A 19,167-nucleotide genomic window follows, 5' to 3' on the forward strand; every position below is an offset into this window, starting at 1 on the left:
CTAGATTGTGCCGCCGGCGTTTGTACCGCCGGCGGCGTGGCGGGCGACGGTTCCGGCGGTCTGGATGCTGGACTCGTGCCCGGCCATGCCGGCCTGGCGCGCGCGGGCGAAGGCGCCGGGCAGGGCTGCCAGCAGCGCATCGACGTCGGCCCCGGTGGAGGAATGCCCCAGGCTGAAGCGCTGGGCGCCCCGGGCGGTGTCCTCGTCCAGTCCCATCGCCAGCAACACATGGGACGGCCGCGGGACCCCCGCGGTGCAGGCCGATCCCGTGGAGGATTCCACCCCGGCCAGGTCCAGCAGGAACAGCAGCGAGTCGCCTTCGCAGCCGGGAAAGGTGAAGTGGGCGTTACCCGGGAGCCGTCCCGCGCCGGGGGCCCCGCGCAGCACGGCGTCGGGCACCGCTGCCCGGACGCCGTCGATCAGCCGGTCCCGGAGCGCGGCGATGCGCGCCGCTTCCTCCGGCAGTGTGGCCGTGACGGCTTCGGCGGCCGCGGCAAACGCAGCGATCGAGGCGGTGTCGAGGGTTCCGGAGCGGACGTCGCGTTCCTGTCCCCCGCCGTGCTGGACCGGGGTCAGTTTCACGGCGCGGCCCAGCAGGAGGGCCCCGACGCCGACCGGGCCGCCGATCTTGTGCCCGGAGATGGACATGGCATCGAGTCCGCTGGCACGGAAATCCACGGGCACCGAGCCGAACGCCTGGACCGCGTCGGAGTGGACGGGGACGCCGGCCCGGTGCGCCAGTTCGACAATCTCCGCGATGGGCTGGAGCGTGCCGACTTCGTTGTTGGCCCACATCACCGTCACCAGGGCGATCGACGCCGGGTCCCGGGAGAGCTCTGCCGCCAGCACGGCCAGGTCGACGACGCCATCGGCATCCACTGGCAGCCAGCAGACCTCGGCACCCTCGTGCCGCTCAAGCCATTCGACAGTGTCCAGCACGGCGTGGTGCTCGACGGCGGAGCACAGGATCCGGGTGCGGGCCGGGTCCGCGGCGCGCCGGGCCCAGTACAGGCCCTTGACGGCAAGGTTGTCGGCTTCGGTCCCGCCCGAGGTGAAGATGACTTCGGAGGGATGCGCCCCGGCCGCGGCCGCCAGCACCTCGCGGGCATCCTCGACGGCGCGCCGGGCGCGGCGGCCGGATCCGTGCAGTGAGGACGGGTTGCCGGTCCGGGCCAGTTCGCGGGTCAGCGCAGCCAGGGCCTCCGGGGCAAGTGTGGTGGTGGCAGCATGATCAAGGTAGACGGGCACAGGGCAATTCTACCTGCGGGCACCTCACGTCACTGGTGTAGATTCGAGCGGTGAAAGCGTCCCTGTACCTGGTCCTGGCCACGCTGTTCTGGTCCGGGAACTTCATTGTCGGCCAGGCCGCCGTCGCCTCGATGACCGCCCTTGACCTCACGTTCTGGCGCTGGACCCTGGCGGCCGTGCCGCTGCTGCTCCTGGCCCACTTCGTGGAGAAACCCGACTGGCGCGCGGTCCTGCGCCGCTGGCCGGTGCTGCTGCTCCTGAGCGTGCTCGGCATGAGCGGTTACACGCTCCTGCTGTACGGGGCGCTCGGCCACACGTCCGCCGTGAACGCCGCGCTGATCACCGCGGCCAACCCTGCCCTGATCGTTGTGCTGGCCATCGTGCTGCTCGGCGAGAGGACGACACGGCTGGGCTGGCTCGGCATCTGCCTTGGCCTGCTTGGCGTGCTGCTCGTACTGACCCGCGGCGAGCTGCAGCGTGTCCTGAGTTTTTCCCTCAATCTGGGTGAACTCATGATGATCGGCGCGATCATCGTCTGGGGCCTCTACACGATCATCGCCCGCAGGCTGGGCGTCCCCGCCATCACGGCCACCGCCGTGCAGGTGGCGACGGCGACAATCACGCTGGCACCCTTTGCCCTCGCCCTGAATGTGCGGCTTCCGGAGACGCCGTCCGAGGCCTGGTCGCTGGCATACATCGTCGTCTTCCCGTCGCTCGGCGCCTACCTGTTCTGGAATATCGCGCTCAAGACCACCCCGCCAGGGACCGCCGGGAACTACCTCAACCTGATCGTTGTGTTCACGGCGGTCATCACCGTGACCCTGGGGACGCCGCTCACGCTGGTCCAGATCGTCGGCGGCATCCTGGTGATTGCGGGCGTGTTGCTGACCGGTCGGAACGGGCAGCCGAAACCCGCTTTGGCCGCCCCGCCGCGCCTTGCCGCCTAGGCTCCGGGTTCCTGGGGCCTGATCCGGGCGCAGCACTGCGCCGGCCGCGCCGTTCCCTGCGCGCGGAGGTCTTTGATGGCAAGAGCCTGGACCCGGTCCGGGTCGATGCCGCAGCCGGCCGCGGCCCCGGCCAGGAAAGCACCGTTCATGGCGCACACCACCTCGGTATGGCCTTCGGCGATGCGGTGGAAGGGACAGTTGAGCAGCACCAGGCCTCCCGCGCCGTCGTCCTCGGGACGGTAACCCTCAGCGGCGAGGAACCCGGCGAACGCGGCTCCCCCGGCTGGTGCCCCGGGATCCGCCGGCCCCCCGCCCGCGGTCCGGGCGGCGGCCTCCCCCCGGGCGCGGGCCGTGCGCAGCAGCGCGTCGCGCGCGGTACCGCCGCCGGCCGCGGACTCCTCGATGGCCGAGACGAGCAGCTCGGCGGCAAGATCGTAGTTCCGGTCCGGCACTGAGGCCGCGACCTCCCGGACAGCTGCCAGATACAGCTTGGCCGGGCGGCCCGAACCGGGCCCTCCCTTGCCGCCCAGTTTCCGGAACTCAACGGCCAGGAGCCCGTCCTGCACCAGCCGGTCCAGCTGGAAGGAGGCCGTGCTCCTGGGCAGCCCGAGCGCACCGGCCGCATCGTCGCGGCTGACGGCGCACCCCGCCGAGGCGACGAAGTCGAACAGCTTCCGGCGGCTCTCGTCGCCCAGGGATGCGACGGCCGCGATCCTGCGGTTCCAGGGGGATCGGATCATGGATTCAGCCTAACTCTAAAAACAAGATTCATTGCTTAATCATCCCGGCACTTCTAAAATCAAGGTATCTACTTTTAGAAGGAGTTCCGCATGAAATCCTCTGCAGCCCTGAACACCCCGGCCGGCCCGCTGACTTCGGCTCCCGAGCGGCAGGCATTCCGGCTGCTGCGGACGGTCTTTACCGTCGCCCCCGTAATCTTCGGCCTGGACAAGTTCACCAACCTGCTCACCGACTGGACCATGTACCTGGCGCCCGTCGTCACGGATGTTGTGCCGCTCCCGGCGCAGACCATCATGTACGTCGTCGGCGTGGTGGAGATCGTCGCCGGCCTGGCAGTGGCGCTGAAGCCGCGGTTCGGCTCGCTGCTTGTCGCGGCCTGGCTCCTCGGAATCATCATCAACCTCATCGTGCTGGGCGGCTTTTACGACGTGGCACTGCGAGATTTCGGCCTGCTGGTCGGGGCGCTGGCCCTGAATCGGCTCGCCCAGCCAAAGCAGCAGTGAACGCGCCGGACTCAGCCGGACGGGGGAACGACGGCGATCCACGCTTCGGCGTCGGTCCGCGCCGCGGCCAGAGTCGCGGCGTCGGGGCACGAGGCGGACACGTACACGGACGAGCCCGAGGTGCTGAACAGCCTCGCGTAGATTGCCGTGGCCCGGGCGCCGGACCGCTCTCCGCCTGTATACATAAGCACGTCCACGCGCGGAGCCGGTTTGCCGGGCTCTCCGCCCCAGCGCAGGGTCTCCGGTTTCAGGTAGGCCGGAAGAATGCTGGCGTCGAGGTACCGGAAGAGCGCTTCCGTGGAGGCCCTGTCGTCTCCGGACACGGCGAGGGCTGCCTGGTTGTTCCGGACCTTTGCCGAGACCACACAGCCGTCCTCCTTGACGTACTCGCTGGCCCCGGCCACGTTCTCCTTGCCCGGCGACCACCGCGGCACATCGCGCAGCCCGTCGGACAGCCGGACGGGCACGCCGGCCGCCAGCGTGCCGCCGGCCGCGAAGGGCATGTCCCGCGCCGCGACCGCAGCGGCGTCGTGGCCGGGAGTGATGGTGGGCGTGGCCAGGGTCGGGGCCGCCGGCGCCGCCTTGGGTGCGGACTGGTCCGGAACGCCGACGCTGCAGCCGGCCAGCGCGGCCGCGGCGGCGAGCGCCAGGAACGTGCGTTTCCCCCGCTGTCCGCGGAGGCCACGACGGGAACCGGGGCGCGCGCCACTCATTGCCGTGACGCCGGTTTCCCGCTTGGTTCCCATGCCTAGCTCCGCCCCAATTCGCCCTGCCGGCTCCGCATTCCGGCCCGGCCCCCGCACGAGTCTAGACTCCCGCCGCGAAAGCATCGCCGGGCGACCCGGCCGACGGCCCCCTGCCATCAGCCCGCGGGCTAGGCCAGAACCCGCACGGCCCCGGGAACCACCTCGATGGTGAGAGGCAAGGGCCCGATCCGCTCGCCGTCCGCATAGGCAACCACCGAGTCCGCGGACAGCTCCACCGTGCGGACCCGCCGGATGTGCACGGCCGGATGCCCGAGGTGGCCGCCGGAAAAGACCCTCGGAAAAACCGTCAGCAGGCCCAGCCGGGACAGCGGGCCGACAATAAAGAGGTCCAGGTAGCCGTCGTCGAGCAGCGCGCCAGGCGTGATCTTCATGCCGCCGCCGATCGATTGGCCGTTGGCGACCGAAATCAGCATCGCGTCCTGCTGCCAGCGCTCGCCGTCGGCCGTCACGGTGTAGGTGATCGCCCGGAACGAGGCGAGTTCGCGGAGCATGGCAAGGTGGTAGCGGGCCTTGCCGCGGGGCCACCGCCAGGCGTTGGCCCGTTCGTTGACGGCTGCGTCGAACCCCGCGGACACCACACCGGCAAACCAGCGGGACGTCCCGGACGACGACACCCGTCCGGCGTCGATCAGCCGCCCGCCGGAGGCCAGGGCAGCGAGCACCGCCGTGCAGGCGCCGGGAACGTTGTGCGCCGGCACGCCGAGCGCCCGCGCCAGGTCGTTTCCGGTGCCGGTCGGGACAATCCCGAGCGGGACCGTGCCAAAGGGCAGGCCCGATCCAGCGAGGGCATTGACTCCGAGGTGGACCATTCCGTCGCCGCCCACCACCACCAGCGCGTCGACTCCGGCGGCCAGGGCCTTGTCCACGGCCCGTGCCAGCGCGTCATAGGAATCCTCGCAAAGGACCAGGACCTCCGCCCCGGCGGCCCGGAAGTGCGCGGCGGCTTGGTCGCCGGCGTGCCGCCCGCGGCCAAAGGAGGCCCGCGGATTGACGGCGAGGGCGAGCATCATGCGCTGAATTATGCCAGTGGCCGGGAACCTTCCGTGCCGGTACGCTCGTTCTTCCCCATGCCGGTTAAACTGGCCACGCCGGACGTCCAGGATGGGCTGGCACCACTAAGGCAAAGGATTCTTGCTTGACGCAGGGCAACAGCTCGCATTACCAGGTCCTCCGGATCCCCGTCACGGCGACGGAAAAGGAAATCAAAGTGGCCTACCGCAAGGCCGCCCGCACCGCGCACCCCGACCACGGCGGAGACCCGGCCGCCTTCCGGCGCGTCACGCTCGCGTACGAGACCCTGATCGATGCCAAGAGCCGGGCCGACTACGACCGGTCCTACGGCAGCGGCGGCCGTGCCTTCGCCGGGCCCGCCCCCGACGAAGGGGCCCACTTCGATGCCCCGGCGGCCGGCAGCCGCGCCTCGGCCAATGTCCGGCGCCCGAACACGCCACGGAACACGGCCTCCGACGCCGCGGTCTACATCCCGCCCTTCGAGCAGTACGCCGGGACGGGCGAGGTGCCGCTGATCCCGGAGAGCCTCGCCAGCCAGCAGGTCCACGGGCTGCCCCGGAAGCGCGGCATCTTCGGGGCCGAGGCCCGGATCCAGCGGGAGATGCGGACAGTGCAGCTCATCAGCCGGCAGATCCTCCCCGCCGTCCCGGCCGCACGGCTCATCAACGGGCTGCAGTCCCCGGCGGACAATAGCCACATCGACCATGTCGTGCTCTCCGGCTACCGCATGGCAATCATCGGCTCGATGCTGCTGCCCCCGGGAGCCTATGCCTGGAACGGCAGCGCCCTGACCCACGGCGGACGGTCCATCGCGCCGCCCCAGCTGGCCCACGTGGTGCGCCGCATGCAGGACATCTTCCCGGAACTGAACGTCACCGGCTGGACCGTGGTCCACAGCACCGACGGCAACCTGCACGAACCGGTGATCGACCGGCACCGCCGCTCGGGGGCGCACGAGACCGTGCAGGTGGTCAATGCCGCCGGGCTCGCCCGCGGGCTCAAGCAGTTCCTGAGTTCCGGCCCGGCCCCCAATACGGTCATCGTCCCGGTGCTGGCCCGGCTGCTGCGCGGGATGCACTAGCAGGCTCGCTAGGATGGGACCGTGTTCCGCATCCTCTTCCACGCCCCAGAAATCCCCGGCAATACCGGCAATGCCATCCGGCTGGCCGCCATCACCGGAGCCGAGCTGCACCTGGTCGAGCCCCTGGGCTTCGATTTCTCCGACGCAAAGCTGCGCCGGGCCGGACTCGACTACCACGACCTCGCCGTCGTGACCGTCCACCCGGACATCGGCGCCGCCTGGGCCGCCCTCGCTCCGGAGCGCGTGTTCGCGTTCACCTCCGATGGCGAGGCGTCCTACACCGACATCAGTTACCGGCCCGGGGACGTACTGCTGTTCGGCCGGGAATCGGTGGGCCTGCCCGAGGAACTCAAGCACGACCCCCACGTCACGTCCCGCGTCCGGCTGCCGATGCTGCCCGCGCTGCGCTCGCTGAACCTTGCGAACGCGGCCTCGATCGCGGTCTACGAGGCGTGGCGCCAGAACGGATTTGCCGGCGCCAGGCTGTAGGCACCGCAACTTTTCCCCCGCCCGGCCCATCCGGTTGCCCGGCCGCCCCGAATCACTGCTGAGGCCCAGTTCCATCCACGGGCGCAGCGCACGGGGAAGGGAGCGAGGAGCCGCAGGTGACAACCATGCAGGTGGATAAATGTCCATCCCGGCGTGTTGCCGGCGACCACGACCCAGCAGCAGCCCGCCCTGACCCGCGATCGGCGGCGGGCACCTTATGCTTGAAGGTGATGGACACTCCCAACGCCCCGATTCCCGAGGCCGCCGCTCCCCCTGGCACGCCGGCCGATGTGAACCGCCGCCTCGGCGCACTGCTGGAGCAGATTGCCGCCGGCGACCAGGCAGCCTTCGCCGAGTTCTATGAACTCACCTCCCGGCGCGTCTTCGGCATGGCCCGGCGGGTACTCATCGATGTCGAACTCAGTGAGGACACCACCCAGGAGGTCTTCCTCCAGGTCTGGCAGAACGCCTCCAAGTTCAACCCCGAGGCCGGCAGCCCGCTCGCCTGGCTCATGACCATCTCGCACCGCAGGGCCGTGGACAAGGTCCGTTCCTCCCAGTCCTCCACCGACCGGGAAGCGAAATACGGCGCCAGCAGCCAGGACATCGACCACGATTCGGTCTCCGATGAGGTCGGCAGCAGGCTGGAGGCCGAGGCTGTGGTCCGCTGCCTGGCGACGCTGACGGATACACAGCAGGAATCCGTGCGGCTGGCCTACTACGGCGGCCTCACCTACCGGGAGGTCGCAGAAAAGCTCAACGCTGCGGTCCCCACCATCAAGTCCCGCATCCGCGACGGACTGATCCGACTGAAGACCTGCCTGGGGGTGAGTTAAGATGACCGACACCAACGCACAGAACAGCGGACGTGTCCCCGGCGGTTTTGCAGCCGATATCGCCACTGACCTCGCCTCGGGACGCGCGGCAGACCTCGCCGAGGTGTATGCCCTGGACGCCGTGGACGACGCCGAACGCGCGGCCATCGAGAGTTACCTTCTCTCGGCTCCGCAGGCCGAACGCGCCGCCTTCAACGAACGTGTCCGCCAGGCCCGGGAGACCCTTGCGACCAGCTTCACCGCCGAGGAAGAACCTCCGGCGGGCCTGCTGGACCGGATCATGGCGTCCCTGCCCAGCCAGGATGTCCCGGCAGCGCCGGGCGCCCACCCGTCCCACGCGCCGTCGGCGGTCCCGCCGGTCGTCGCCCGTCCCGTCCGGGAGCCCTCCGGGCGCCCTGTCACCGACGAACTCGGCGACGCCCGCAGGCGCCGGGAGGAACGACGCCGGCCGCAGGGAATGCGCGGCTGGCTCGTCGGCGTCGCGGCCGCAGCCATCATCGCCCTGGGCGGTGTCGGCGTCGGCGCCTACGTGGCGAACCAGAACGATCCGCTGAACCAGGTCATGCAGGCCGGCGATGTGCGGCAGGCGACGGTCAACGTCGCCGGCGGCGGCACGGCTACCGTGTCCCTCTCGACGTCGAAAGACGCGATCGTCGTCAAGATGAACGATGTCCCGGCGCCGCCGCCCGGCAAGGTCTACCAGATGTGGCTGATCCCCAAGGACGGCTCGGCCCCGGTGTCCCAGGGCCTGATGGACGCGGAGGCGCTGTCCAAGCCGGCCGTCGTGAAGGGCATCAGCACGGCGGCAGCCCTGGGCATCACGGTGGAACCGACCGGCGGCTCCGCGTCGCCGACCACGCCGACCGTGGCCGAGGCCCCGCTGGGCGCCTAGGGCCGGGGCCACGCCCCAACCCACGCACCAAAGAAGCCGGGCAGGCTGTGGACCTCCTGAAGGGTCCACAGCCTGCCCGGCTTTGTGCTGTCTCGGCTACATGCCGGTTCGGCTACGGCCTGCCACCGTCGCCACCGGCAACGTCGCTGCAGGGCTCCCGGGCGCCGCGGTATCCGGCGTCGAGGTCGAGCCGGTCGATGATTTCCTGCGCTTCGTCCGCAGGTGCCGAACTGACGCTGAGCGTGATGAAGTTTTCGTCCCCGGTGGGGGCCTCGAGCGCCTCGAACTGGGACTCAAGCAGGGACGGGGGCATAAAGTGCCCGTGCCGGGATGCCAGCCGGTCCGAGATCCGGTCCCTGCTCCCGTCGAGGAAGACGAAGACCACACCGTCACCGCGCAGGACATCCCGGTAGCGCTTCTTGAGCGCCGAGCAGGTGATGACGCCGGGGATGCCGGAGTCTGTGTGCTGCCGGATCCAGCCGGCGATGCTTTCCAGCCAGGGCTGGCGGTCCGCGTCGGTCAGGGGCTGCCCGGCCTGCATTTTCGCCACGTTCGACGCGGGGTGCAGGTCATCGCCTTCAGCGAAGTCCCAGCCCAGCCGGCCGGCCAGGAGGCCCGCCACGGTTGACTTTCCCGATCCGGAGACGCCCATGATCACAAGCACGGGGTGTTGCGCAGTCTTCGCCATTAAAGCCTGTCTTCCTCAAATAAATATGATTTAAACTCCAGCTTATGGGAGAGGGCGGCCCGGGGGCAAGGGCTAGAACCCGGCGATGGTCCCGGCCCCGTTGACCGTGACGACGTGGAACGCCTCCGCGCTGCGCCCGGCCGGGAGGCTGCCCCGTTCCGCGGTCCGGAGCATCAGCCCGCGGACTGTGCGGTCCATGGCCTCGATGTCCGGGTGCTGGCTGACGTGGATATGGATCGCGGCGAGCTTGGCCGCGACGTGTTCGGTGACGTCGACGACGTGGTTTTCGCGTTCCTCCGGCCCGGCGTAGAGCCACAGCCACGGCAGTTTGTACGCGTCCAGCCCCGCCTCGGCCAGCTCGGGATAAGCGAACGGATTCTCCAGCGCCGGATACACCGCCCGGGTCACCGCCTCCCCCACCGCCAGATGGTCGGGGTGGCTCTTCTGGATCCGGTTCCAGTTCCGTTCCGGGTGCATCGAGAGCACGACGTCGGGGCGCAGCTGACGGATCAGCCGCACCACCTCCCGGATCACGGCGTGCGAGGGCTCAAGGTAGCCGTCGCGCTCGTGCAGGTAGTGGATGTCGGTCACTCCGACGAGCGCGGCGGCACGTTGCTGTTCCTCGTTCCGCAGCCGGACGATTTCTTCCCGTTGCGCCGGATCAAAACCGCCGGCGTCCCCGTCGGTCATGATGCAGTAGCTGACCTGCACCCCTGCAGCGGTCCAGGCCGCGACCGTGCCCGCGGCGCCGAAGTCGATGTCGTCCGGGTGCGCGGCGAAACAAAGCACCCGCTCGATCCGGTGGTGTTCCGGATCGAACGGGCTGCGTGCCTGTGCGGCGAAGGTGTTCAAGGAATCAGCCCTTGCGTTTCTTGATTTCTGCGGTTGCCTGCGGCAGGACCTGGAAGAGGTCCCCGATGATGCCGAAGTCGGCGATCTCGAAGACGGGCGACTCGGCATCCTTGTTCACGGCCACAATCACCTTGGCGGTCTGCATGCCGGCCTTCTGCTGCACGGCCCCGGAGATGCCCGCCGAGATGTACAGCTGGGGGGACACGGTCTTGCCGGTCTGGCCGATCTGCGCGTCGTGGCCGATCCAGCCGGCGTCCGTTGCGGCGCGGGAGGCGCCGATGGCGGCACCGAGGGCATCGGCCAGCTCTTCCACCGGGCCGAAGTTCCCGTCGACGCCGCGGCCGCCGGCCACCACAATCCGCGCCTCTGCGAGGTCCGGGCGGCCGCTGGCGGCCTTCTCGTTGCGGGCCGTGATCCGGGCCGAGGCCGCGGTGGCGGTCTCCGGCACCTCGACGGTGATGGTTCCCGGCGCGGTGCCGGTGACGGCGGGTTCGGGGGTGATGCTGTTGGCTTTGACGGTCAGGACCGCGACCGGCGTCGTCGCCTTCGCCGTGGTGGTCCAGGAGCCGGCCAGCACTGACTTGTGCGCGGTTCCGTCCGGGTCCACGGCGACGACGTCGGTGATAACGCCGGCACCGAGCTTGATGCCCAGTCTCGCCGCGATTTCCCTGGCCTCCGCGGAATTCTCGGTCAGCACGACGGTGGCATGGGCGGTCAGCACCGCGGCGGCCAGGTAGGAGGCCTTCGGGCCGACGAGGTAGTCATCGAGGTCCGCCGCGGAGGGCCGGTACAGCGTCTGGGCGCCGTAGGCCCCCAGCGTCGCCGCGACGTCGTCGTGCAGCTCGCCGTTGAAGGCGACTGCCGGCTCGCCCAGGGACCGGGCAATGGTGAGCAGCTCCAGGCTGGCCTTCTTCAGGGCCGGGCCGGGGTTGTCAATGAATACAAGCACTTTTGCCATGTCTGGGAATCCCCTTAGAGCAGCTTCTGGGCGGCCAGGAACTCGACCAGCTTGATGCCGGCGTCGCCCTCGTCGGTGATGATGGTGCCGGCGGTGCGCGCCGGGCGGACCTCGGCGGATTCGACGGTGGTCCAGGATCCGGACCGTCCGACCTGCGCGGGGTCAACGCCGATGTCCGCAAGGCTCAGCGTGGTGATGGTCTTCTTCTTCGCCGCCATGATGCCCTTGAAGTTCGGGTAACGCGGGTCGTTGACCTGGTCCGTGACCGAGACAAGGGCGGGCAGGGTGGCCTCGACCGTGTCCGCGTGCGAGTCACCGTCGCGGCGGGCGGTGAGCTTGCCGCCGTCGAGCTCCAGCGAGGACGCAAAGGTGACCTGCGGAAGGTCGAGGCGCTCCGCGAGCTGGGCCGGGACCAGGGACGTTTCGCCGTCGGTGGAGGCCATGCCGGTGATGACGAGGTCTGCGGGCGTGTCCGTACCGAGGTGGCGGATGGCGGCGGCCAGTGCCAGCGAGGTGGCCGCGGCGTCGGACCCGGCCAGCGCCTCGTCGCTGAGGTGGACGCCCTCGGTGGCGCCGATCTGCAGGGACTTCTTCACCGCGTTGACCGCACCGGCGGGACCCATGCTCAGGGCAATGACCTTGTTGCCGGCCGCTTCCCCGCCGCGGGCCTCGATCAGCTGGAGCGCGGCTTCGAGGGCGTACTCATCCAGTTCGGACAGGATGCTCTCGGAGCGGTCCGTCGTGTTGCCCTCGCCGGTGAGGTGTCGGTCGAACTGGGCATCAGGGACGTGCTTGACCAGCACGATGATCTTCAATGTCTCTTCCACTGTGTTTACAGCAGCCTTCCATGCGGGTGGACAGCCAGCCGGGTGGGGTCGTGGCCACGGAACGCCCGGGGTGCCGGGTTGATCCTAGCTAACCACATCGGGGAGCACGGGCACGGCTTGGGTTAAGGCCTGTGTCAGGGCCGCGCTGTGCGGGCAGGTGCGCGGCACGCCGCAGGCCGGGCGGCACCTGGTGGTGCCGCCCGGCCTGCGGGTGGTAACGCTGTGCTCTGCTCCTATTGCTCGGCGGCTGCGCCGAGGGTCACGTCCAGCTGCTGTTCCTTGCCGTCGCGGAGGACGGTGACCTTGACCGAGGCCCCGGCGGGCTGCTCGCGCACGGCGGCGGTCAGCTGGTTCGGGTCGCTGATCGCGAGGTCCTGGAACTTCGTCACGACGTCGCCGACCTTGACACCGGCCTTGTCCGCGGCGGAGCCGGGCTCCACCGTGGCGACCTCGGCCCCGATGGAGAAACCGGAGGCCGAGGAACTCGCGGTCTTCTGCTTCACGCTCACGCCGAACTGGCCGTGGGTTGCCTTGCCCGTGCTGATGATCTCCTGGGCGACACGCTTGGCGTGGTTGATCGGGATGCTGAAGCCAACGCCGATGTTGCCGCTGCTGGCGGAGTCGCCACCGGCGGAGGCGATCGCGACGTTCACGCCGATGATCTCACCCTTGGTGTTGACCAGGGCACCGCCGGAGTTGCCCGGGTTGATGGCGGCATCGGTCTGGATCACGTTGATCGAGATGCTTCCCTGGTTGGCGGTGCTCTGGCCCTGTCCGCCGTCCGGCGGGGCGAACTGGAAGCCCTGGTCGCCGCCCTGGGAGTCGTCGGCGCCTTCCTTGGGCGCGGCCGAGGAGGCAACACTGATGGTGCGGTTCAGGGTCGAGACGATGCCGTCGGTCACGGTTCCCGTGAGGCCGAGGGGCGATCCGATCGCGACGGCGGTATCGCCGACGTTCAGCTTGCCGGAGTCGCCCAGGACTGCCGGGACCAGCCCGGAGCCGTTCTGGATCTTCACCACGGCGAGGTCGGACAGCGGATCCGTGCCGACGATCTCGGCGCTGTAGACCCTGCCGTCGCTCATCCGGACTTCGATCGCGGCGTTCGCCGCCGTGCCGTCGAGGGTGACGACGTGGGTGTTGGTGAGGACATGGCCCTCGCCGTCCAGGATGATGCCGGAGCCCGTGCCGCCCTCGCTGCCGCTGGAGGCCTTGATGGTCACGACACTGGGGGTCGCCTTTACGGCGGCCGCGGTGATGGCGTTCACGTCTTCGCGGTTGTTCACGATGACAGGGCCGGCCTGGCTGCTGCTGCCGGACCCCGTGGACATGACGGCCGGGTCCTCCAGCAGCTGTGTGGCGCCTGCGACGACGCCGCCGCCGACCAGCCCTGCTGCGAGGATGCTGGCCACGAGGGTGGGGACGCCGAAGGCAGCCTTGCGCTTCGGGGCGTGGGCCGGGTTGGACGCGTACGGAGACCCGGGCTGGTTGCCCCCGTAGCCGCCCTGCTGATGCTGGCCGTAGGGCCCCGGGGCGTACTGCGGGTTGCCGTGCTGGTCACGCGTTTGCTGGTGCTGGCCGAAGGCGGAGTTTCCGGCCGGCGGGCCGTACCCGGGAGCGGGCTGCTGCGCGGGCTGACCCGGGGCGTGGCCCTGCTGCGGGTGTTCCTGGGGTGCACCGAACTGTTGCGTCTCCGGCGCGGGGGGACGGCCGTAGGACGGCTGGTGCTGCGGGTAGACCGGCTGCGGGGAGTTATCCGCGGCCCGGTCCAGCCGGAGCGTCGGATTCTCGTGTCCTGAGTCCGGCGCGGGGGCAGGCTGCGGGTGCCCCGGAGCGCCCTCGTTCGGCGTGGCCGGCTCGCGGTTCTCTGGTGACGCGCCCTGCGCTGGGTTCTCAGTCATAAGACTTCCTTTCATCCTCGTCTCTATTAACTATGGACGATCTCACTGATACTAGGGCGCACGTTTGCTGGGAGATTGCTGGAGACCGAAAGCGCCGCGTCCGGCGTTGCTCCAGGGGGTTCAGCGCTTTTCGCTGGTGGCATATTCCCGCCGGTGGACTGCCTAATGGGTGCACCATAGAATCAAATGGAATCGCCACAGCGACCTGCGGCTTTACATCTGCGTGGGGGCGCTGCTGCATTCTGTGACGACCGGTTCGGCCCGAACTGGTCGCAGAAGTGCTGAAGGGTTGCACATGCGGTCTACCTATAAACGTCTCCTCGCCGTTCTTGGCGTCGTCGGACTGCTGGCGCTTCCTGCCGCACCGGCCCTCGCCGAAAGTCCGGTCACGCTCGATCCTGTCACGAAGGTCGTTGACTCCGCCGGGGTCCTGGGCGACCGGAGGGGCGAAGTCGAACAGGCCATCAAGCAGCTCGGCGCCGACCACGCGATGACGTACCACGTCGTCTATGTGGACAGGTTCGAGAACCCCACCGACCGGTATGAGTGGGCCAAGGAAGTCGCCGGCACGGCGAGCCTCGGTGCGAATGCCATGCTGCTGACGGTTGCAACGGACACGCGCCAGTACCTGTTGAGCAAGCCCTCCAACAGCAAGATCACGGACGCCCAGCGCGACACCATCGTGACCAGTGCGGTTGACCCGAACCTGCGCAATGGCGACTACGCCCAGGCCGCCATCGACAGCGCCGCAGCCATCGGCGATGCCGCCGGCGGAGGCAAGGGCACCGTCCCGTCCGAGGGTGGCGGCGCCGGCAGCGCCGTGCTCGTGGGCGTGGGCGTCGTTGCCGCGGGCGGAGCGGGTGCCTACCTGTATCTCCGCAACCGCCGGAAGAAAGCCGCCGCGGGGGCGCAGGCAGGATACGGCACGCAGGGCGCCGAGCTGGATCCGCTGGCCGGACTCACCGTCGAGGAATTGCGCCGCAAGAGCGGCTCACTCCTGATTGAGGCCGACGACGCCATCAAGTCCAGCGAGCAGGAGCTTGGCTTCGCGCAGGCACAATACGGTGACGCCGCCGTCGGGAACTTCACGAAGGCCCTGCAGGACGCCAAGGGCCACATGTCGGAGTCCTTCAAACTGCAGCAGCAGCTCGATGACCACATCCCGGACACCGAAGAGCAGCAGCGGACCTGGCTCGGTGAGATCATCCGCCGTTCCGAGGCGGCGCTGGCCTCCCTGCAGGAGCAGAAGGCCGACTTCGATTCACTGCGCGAGCTGGAGAAGAATGCCCCGCAGGCCCTGGCCGCGGTCAGCGCCGGCGCGAGTGAGGCGGAGGCCAAAATCGCCAGCGCCGAGCGGTCCCTCGCCGAGCTGCGCGCCAAGTACGCCGAGAGTGCCCTGGTCCAGGTGGGCGACAACATCAATCAGGCCAAGGAACGCCTCGCCTTTGTGCAGAACGCTTCCGTCACGGCCCAGGAGAAGCTCAGCGCCGGCGAAGGCAGCCTGGCCGCCGTCGCCGTCCGCGCAGCGGAGGAAAGCCTGCACCAGACAAACGTGCTGATCGGCGCCATCACGAAGGTCGCCGGAAGCCTCGACGAGGCCCGCAGCGGCCTGGAGTCCGCCGTCGTGGACACCTCCCAGGACCTGGCCCAGGCCCGGGCCCTGATCCAGTCCGGGGCGCACCCCGAACTCGCCGGACCGGTCGCCGCGGTGGAAGCCGCCCTGGCACAGGTCAAGGCCGAAATCCAGGGCGGCAAGATCGATCCGATCGCCACCCTGGAGCGGGTCGAGACGGCGCACCAGTCGCTGGATGGAGCCCTTTCCGGCATCCGCGACCAGCAGGAGCAGACCCGCCGGGCGCAGGCCTCGCTGCAGCAGAGCATCATGTCCGCGCAGGCGCAGATCAGCGCGACCTCGGACTACATCACCGCCCGCCGCGGCGGTGTGGGCACCGAGGCCCGGACGCGCCTGGCGGAAGCCCAGCGGAACCTTGACTACGCCCTGTCCATCTCGCGCACCGACCCGGTCACCGCCCTGCAGTACGCCCAGCAGGCGCACTCGCTGGCGGCACAGGCCGCGCAGCAGGCGCAGTCCGACGTCGACCACTTCGGCGGCTACGCCAACCAGGGCTACGGCCGCGGCGGCATGTTTGGCGGCGGCGGAGGCGGCGGCCTGGGCGGCGCCATCCTCGGCGGCATCCTGATCAACTCCATCCTGCACGGCGGCGGTGGCGGCGGAGGCTGGGGCGGCGGCGGCGATTCCGGCGGAGGCTGGGGCGGCGGCGGTGACTCCGGCGGAGGCTGGGGCGGCGACTTCGGCGGCGGCGGCGACTTCTAGGCAGGAGCCCCCGGCCAGAACACGGCCCCCACGCCGGGCACACACAGACTAGGCGCCAGCGGGCACGTTCCCGCCGGCGGATAGAAGCGGTACATTTCACTGTTCACCGAAATTCAGTGGGAACCACTGAGCAGGACGAAAGGTAACACCATGAAGCAGTCCATTTTCGGCCGCATGGCGCAGCTGGCGAAGGCCAACATCAACTCCCTGCTGGACCAGGCCGAGGACCCGCAGAAGATGCTGGACCAGATGGTCCGGGACTACACCAACAACATCGCCGAGGCGGAGTCGGCCGTAGCCCAGACCATCGGCAACCTGCGGATGCTCCAGGACGATTACAACGAGGACATCAAGAACGCCCAGGACTGGGGCAAAAAGGCCCTCGCCGCGTCCCGCAAGGCGGACGAGTACCGGGCCAAGGGCGACACCGTTGACGCCGAGAAGTTCGACAACCTCGCCAAGGTGGCCCTGCAGCGCCAGATGTCCGCGGAAAACGAGGCGAAGTCCGCCGAGCCGAGCATCGCTTCCCAGACCGAGGTCGTGGACAAGCTCAAGCACGGCCTGGGGCAGATGAAGGGCAAGCTCAACGAGCTCACCAGCAAGCGCAACGAGCTGGTGGCCCGCTCCAAGACCGCCGCGGCCCAGACCCAGGTGCACGACGCCATGAAGAGCATCGACTTCATGGATCCCACGTCCGAGGTGGGCCGCTTCGAAGAGAAGATCCGCCGCGAAGAAGCCAAGGTCCGCGGCCAGCAGGAACTCGCCGCTTCCAGCCTGGACGCACAGTTCAACTCGCTGGAGGACCTCGGCGAGCAGACCGAGATTGAGGCGCGGCTCGCCGCGCTGAAGTCCGGCGGCTCCCCTGCCGCCATTGGCGCCGGTGAAAACCGCGCCGCCGGTTCCACCGTCGACGAGGCGGACTTCGACAAGCTGTAGGCACACCTCCGGCACGTTCCGCCGGAGAATTTAGCACCGGATCGGCAGAGGCCGGGCCCGGACCGTCCCCTGACGGTCGCTGGGCCCGGCCTCCGTTTTTGATCGGACGGTGCCCGCTGGTGCGAATGTAGTGCGGCCGCGGCGCGGCTGGAGTGCGGTTGTGGTGCACCTGCGGTGCAGGGGGTGCCGCCGCGGCGGGGCTCCGCGTGTACCGTTGACCCATGTCTTCGGGAACCCTGTCTTCGACCCTTGTCTGGCTCCGCGACGACCTCCGGCTGGACGACAACCCCGCCCTGAGCGAAGCGGCTTCGCTGGGACAGCCGCTGACCGTGGTCTATGTCCTCGACGAGGCCTCCCCCGGGGTGCGGCCCCTCGGCGGGGCGACGAAATGGTGGCTGCACCATTCGCTGGCGGATCTCGCCGGCGGACTTGAAGCCACGGGCTCGCGCCTGGTGCTGCGCCGCGGCGCGGCCGCGGACATCATCCGGGACCTCGCCCGGGAGACCGGCGCCTCGACGCTGCTCTGGAACCGCCGCTACGGCGGCCCCGAACGCGAGGTGGATGCCGGCGTCAAGGCCTGGGCCGCGGACGAGGGCCTGACAGCGGCCAGCTTCCAGGCGAACCTGATGTTTGAGCCGTGGACGGTGCGGACCGGGGCCGGCGGGCCGTACAAGGTCTTCACGCCCTTCTGGCGGGCCTGCCTCGACGGTCAGGAGCCCCGCCTCCCCCTGGACGCCCCGGAGCGCCTCCCTGCCCCGGCCGTGGACGCCGGGGGCAGGGTCCCCGCCGGCGACCCGCTCGACAGCTGGGGGCTGCTCCCCCGCCGGCCGGACTGGAGCGCCGGCCTCGCCGGCACCTGGCAGCCCGGGGAAGCCGGGGCCCACCAGCGGCTGGAGGACTTCCTCGACGGTCCGGCGGAGGAGTACGGCACCGGCCGGGACATCCCCGGGGTTGAGGGAACCAGCCGGCTCTCCGCGCATCTGCGGTTCGGTGAGATCAGCCCCTTCCGCATCTGGCATGCGCTGCGGGAACACTTCGGGCCCGCGGCGCCGGCCGACGTCGGGATCTTCCGCTCCGAACTCGGCTGGCGGGAGTTCTGCTGGCAGCTGCTTTACGAGAACCCGCAGCTGGCCACCCGGAACTACCGGCCCGAGTTTGACCGCTTCGCCTGGCAGACACCCTCCGACGCCGAACTCGAAGCCTGGCAACAGGGCCGCACCGGCTACCCCCTGGTCGACGCCGGGATGCGCCAGCTGTGGCAGACCGGCTGGATGCACAACCGCGTCAGGATGGCCGCCGCGAGTTTCCTGGTCAAGAACCTGCTGGCCGACTGGAGGCTCGGCGAAGCCTGGTTCTGGGACACCCTCGTGGACGCCGACGCCGCAAGCAACCCGGCGAACTGGCAGTGGGTGGCCGGATCCGGCGCCGACGCCTCGCCGTACTTCCGGATCTTCAACCCGGTCACCCAGAGCAAGAAGTTTGACGCCGGCGCCCGCTACCTGCGCGCGTTCCTCCCGGAGCTGTCCGGCCTGGACGACAAAACGATCCACGAACCCTGGAAGGCCGATAGTTTGGCCGCGGGCTACCCGGAACCGATCGTCGGGCTGCCGGAGTCCCGTGCCCGGGCCCTGGAGACCTACCAGCGGCTCAAGGACGGTTAGCGCGGGCACCGGGGACTGACAGATCCCCACGGCCGGCCCACACCGCTTAGCTGGGGATGCTGGGAACCCGGGCCCCAGGACCCGGCGCACCAGAGAACCGGGGCAACAAGAAAGGCCCGGATCAACAGATCCGGGCCTTTCTTTTTCTTCTTCAGTTGCGGGGACAGGATTTGAACCTGTGACCTCTGGGTTATGAGCCCAGCGAGCTACCGAACTGCTCCACCCCGCGTCGCAAGATCAACACTACCGTACTTTTGGCGCCGCCCGGACCACTACCAGAATCACTCCCAGGACCGCCGCCCGAGCCACCACGGTGCCCGCGCCCAGGACGCTAACCCCAGGACACCCGTTGCCGGCTTAAAGCAGTAGGTCCGGCACACTGTTCCCAGCGTGCCGGACCTACTCTTCAGTTGCGGGGACAGGATTTGAACCTGTGACCTCTGGGTTATGAGCCCAGCGAGCTACCGAACTGCTCCACCCCGCGTCGCAAGATCAAC

The 19,167-nt window shown here is 69.4% G+C and carries 18 protein-coding genes and 2 tRNA genes; 9 read left to right on the forward strand and 11 right to left on the reverse strand.

Going from position 1 to position 19,167, the window contains the following annotated elements:
• Entirely contained in the window at positions 1–1,248 is a 1,248-nt protein-coding gene (locus J2W14_RS06340) for a cysteine desulfurase family protein (RefSeq protein WP_307459987.1), read from the reverse strand.
• Positions 1,249–1,298: 50 nt separating this feature from the next.
• On the opposite strand from J2W14_RS06340, the gene J2W14_RS06345 reads away from it, so the two are divergent.
• Positions 1,299–2,195: a DMT family transporter gene (locus J2W14_RS06345; protein WP_307459991.1), complete on the forward strand. Its 897-nt coding sequence runs from the start codon at positions 1,299–1,301 to the stop codon at positions 2,193–2,195.
• Here J2W14_RS06345 and J2W14_RS06350 read toward each other — a convergent pair.
• Positions 2,192–2,935 carry a transcriptional regulator gene (locus tag J2W14_RS06350; protein WP_307459992.1) on the reverse strand — a complete coding sequence of 248 codons (744 nt, stop codon included), beginning with the start codon at positions 2,933–2,935 and terminating at the stop codon, positions 2,192–2,194. The two genes, J2W14_RS06345 and J2W14_RS06350, sit on opposite strands and share 4 nt — an antisense overlap.
• A 90-nt stretch (positions 2,936–3,025) precedes the next feature.
• Between J2W14_RS06350 and J2W14_RS06355 the strand changes: the two genes are divergently transcribed.
• A complete protein-coding gene (locus tag J2W14_RS06355) occupies positions 3,026–3,439 on the forward strand; it encodes a hypothetical protein (protein ID WP_307459994.1) in 414 nt (137 codons plus the stop codon).
• 11 nt (positions 3,440–3,450) lie between these two features.
• Here the strand turns inward: J2W14_RS06355 and J2W14_RS06360 are convergent, their stop codons facing one another.
• Both J2W14_RS06360 and J2W14_RS06365 read right to left on the reverse strand, forming a co-directional pair.
• Positions 3,451–4,185 (reverse strand): hypothetical protein, encoded by a 735-nt coding sequence (locus J2W14_RS06360; RefSeq protein WP_307459996.1) that lies wholly within the window; start codon positions 4,183–4,185, stop codon positions 3,451–3,453.
• Positions 4,186–4,313: 128 nt separating this feature from the next.
• On the reverse strand, positions 4,314–5,216 hold the full coding sequence (locus tag J2W14_RS06365) for a diacylglycerol/lipid kinase family protein (RefSeq protein WP_307459999.1): 903 nt from the start codon (positions 5,214–5,216) through the stop codon (positions 4,314–4,316).
• Between the two features lie 125 nt (positions 5,217–5,341).
• Between J2W14_RS06365 and J2W14_RS06370 the strand changes: the two genes are divergently transcribed.
• The 4 genes from J2W14_RS06370 to J2W14_RS06385 all read left to right on the forward strand — a co-directional run bounded on the left by J2W14_RS06370 (position 5,342) and on the right by J2W14_RS06385 (position 8,515).
• Positions 5,342–6,298, forward strand: coding sequence for a J domain-containing protein (locus J2W14_RS06370; RefSeq protein WP_307460002.1), 957 nt, complete (start codon positions 5,342–5,344; stop codon positions 6,296–6,298).
• A 21-nt stretch (positions 6,299–6,319) separates the two neighbouring features.
• The gene (locus J2W14_RS06375) at positions 6,320–6,787 is read left to right on the forward strand and encodes a tRNA (cytidine(34)-2'-O)-methyltransferase (RefSeq protein ID WP_307460005.1); all 468 of its coding nucleotides are present in this window, start codon (positions 6,320–6,322) and stop codon (positions 6,785–6,787) included.
• A gap of 230 nt (positions 6,788–7,017) precedes the next feature.
• Complete coding sequence (sigK, locus tag J2W14_RS06380) at positions 7,018–7,623, forward strand: ECF RNA polymerase sigma factor SigK (protein WP_307460007.1); 606 nt, start codon at positions 7,018–7,020, stop codon at positions 7,621–7,623.
• A 1-nt stretch (position 7,624) separates the two neighbouring features.
• Entirely contained in the window at positions 7,625–8,515 is an 891-nt protein-coding gene (locus tag J2W14_RS06385) for an anti-sigma factor (protein WP_307460011.1), read from the forward strand.
• 112 nt (positions 8,516–8,627) lie between these two features.
• Here the strand turns inward: J2W14_RS06385 and J2W14_RS06390 are convergent, their stop codons facing one another.
• From J2W14_RS06390 to J2W14_RS06410, 5 genes are all read right to left on the reverse strand, one after another.
• A complete protein-coding gene (locus J2W14_RS06390) occupies positions 8,628–9,203 on the reverse strand; it encodes a gluconokinase (RefSeq protein ID WP_307460014.1) in 576 nt (191 codons plus the stop codon).
• A 72-nt stretch (positions 9,204–9,275) separates the two neighbouring features.
• Complete coding sequence (locus tag J2W14_RS06395; RefSeq protein ID WP_307460017.1) at positions 9,276–10,055, reverse strand: PIG-L deacetylase family protein; 780 nt, start codon at positions 10,053–10,055, stop codon at positions 9,276–9,278.
• Positions 10,056–10,059: 4 nt separating this feature from the next.
• Positions 10,060–11,013, reverse strand: coding sequence for an electron transfer flavoprotein subunit alpha/FixB family protein (locus J2W14_RS06400; protein WP_307460021.1), 954 nt, complete (start codon positions 11,011–11,013; stop codon positions 10,060–10,062).
• A gap of 14 nt (positions 11,014–11,027) precedes the next feature.
• On the reverse strand, positions 11,028–11,828 hold the full coding sequence (locus J2W14_RS06405) for an electron transfer flavoprotein subunit beta/FixA family protein (protein ID WP_307460598.1): 801 nt from the start codon (positions 11,826–11,828) through the stop codon (positions 11,028–11,030).
• A gap of 245 nt (positions 11,829–12,073) precedes the next feature.
• Entirely contained in the window at positions 12,074–13,738 is a 1,665-nt protein-coding gene (locus tag J2W14_RS06410; RefSeq protein ID WP_307460023.1) for a S1C family serine protease, read from the reverse strand.
• Positions 13,739–14,033: 295 nt separating this feature from the next.
• Between J2W14_RS06410 and J2W14_RS06415 the strand changes: the two genes are divergently transcribed.
• The 3 genes from J2W14_RS06415 (at position 14,034) to J2W14_RS06425 (ending at position 18,670) form a co-directional block, all read left to right on the forward strand.
• Positions 14,034–16,073 (forward strand): TPM domain-containing protein, encoded by a 2,040-nt coding sequence (locus J2W14_RS06415; protein WP_307460026.1) that lies wholly within the window; start codon positions 14,034–14,036, stop codon positions 16,071–16,073.
• Between the two features lie 150 nt (positions 16,074–16,223).
• Positions 16,224–17,009 (forward strand): PspA/IM30 family protein, encoded by a 786-nt coding sequence (locus J2W14_RS06420; RefSeq protein ID WP_307460029.1) that lies wholly within the window; start codon positions 16,224–16,226, stop codon positions 17,007–17,009.
• 221 nt (positions 17,010–17,230) lie between these two features.
• On the forward strand, positions 17,231–18,670 hold the full coding sequence (locus J2W14_RS06425) for a cryptochrome/photolyase family protein (protein WP_307460031.1): 1,440 nt from the start codon (positions 17,231–17,233) through the stop codon (positions 18,668–18,670).
• 155 nt (positions 18,671–18,825) lie between these two features.
• Here J2W14_RS06425 and J2W14_RS06430 read toward each other — a convergent pair.
• Together J2W14_RS06430 and J2W14_RS06435 are read right to left on the reverse strand one after the other, a co-directional pair.
• Positions 18,826–18,899 (reverse strand) — tRNA-Met (locus J2W14_RS06430).
• Between the two features lie 181 nt (positions 18,900–19,080).
• Positions 19,081–19,154, reverse strand: a tRNA-Met gene (locus J2W14_RS06435).
• Positions 19,155–19,167: the final 13 nt, after the last annotated feature.

The sequence above is a fragment of the Pseudarthrobacter oxydans genome (genome assembly GCF_030812335.1).
Taxonomy (GTDB): Bacteria; Actinomycetota; Actinomycetes; order Actinomycetales; family Micrococcaceae; genus Arthrobacter; species Arthrobacter oxydans_B.

Excerpts from the sequence above, each read along its gene's own strand:
- J2W14_RS06355 (WP_307459994.1), top strand. The coding sequence starts at position 3,026 with ATGAAATCCTCTGCAGCCCTGAACACCCCGGCCGGCCCGCTGACTTCG.
- J2W14_RS06365 (WP_307459999.1), bottom strand. The coding sequence starts at position 5,216 with ATGATGCTCGCCCTCGCCGTCAATCCGCGGGCCTCCTTTGGCCGCGGG.
- J2W14_RS06350 (WP_307459992.1), bottom strand. The coding sequence starts at position 2,935 with ATGATCCGATCCCCCTGGAACCGCAGGATCGCGGCCGTCGCATCCCTG.
- sigK (WP_307460007.1), top strand. The coding sequence starts at position 7,018 with ATGGACACTCCCAACGCCCCGATTCCCGAGGCCGCCGCTCCCCCTGGC.
- J2W14_RS06425 (WP_307460031.1), top strand. The coding sequence starts at position 17,231 with ATGTCTTCGGGAACCCTGTCTTCGACCCTTGTCTGGCTCCGCGACGAC.
- J2W14_RS06415 (WP_307460026.1), top strand. The coding sequence starts at position 14,034 with ATGCGGTCTACCTATAAACGTCTCCTCGCCGTTCTTGGCGTCGTCGGA.
- J2W14_RS06400 (WP_307460021.1), bottom strand. The coding sequence starts at position 11,013 with ATGGCAAAAGTGCTTGTATTCATTGACAACCCCGGCCCGGCCCTGAAG.
- J2W14_RS06385 (WP_307460011.1), top strand. The coding sequence starts at position 7,625 with ATGACCGACACCAACGCACAGAACAGCGGACGTGTCCCCGGCGGTTTT.
- J2W14_RS06420 (WP_307460029.1), top strand. The coding sequence starts at position 16,224 with ATGAAGCAGTCCATTTTCGGCCGCATGGCGCAGCTGGCGAAGGCCAAC.
- J2W14_RS06360 (WP_307459996.1), bottom strand. The coding sequence starts at position 4,185 with ATGGGAACCAAGCGGGAAACCGGCGTCACGGCAATGAGTGGCGCGCGC.
- J2W14_RS06390 (WP_307460014.1), bottom strand. The coding sequence starts at position 9,203 with ATGGCGAAGACTGCGCAACACCCCGTGCTTGTGATCATGGGCGTCTCC.
- J2W14_RS06410 (WP_307460023.1), bottom strand. The coding sequence starts at position 13,738 with ATGACTGAGAACCCAGCGCAGGGCGCGTCACCAGAGAACCGCGAGCCG.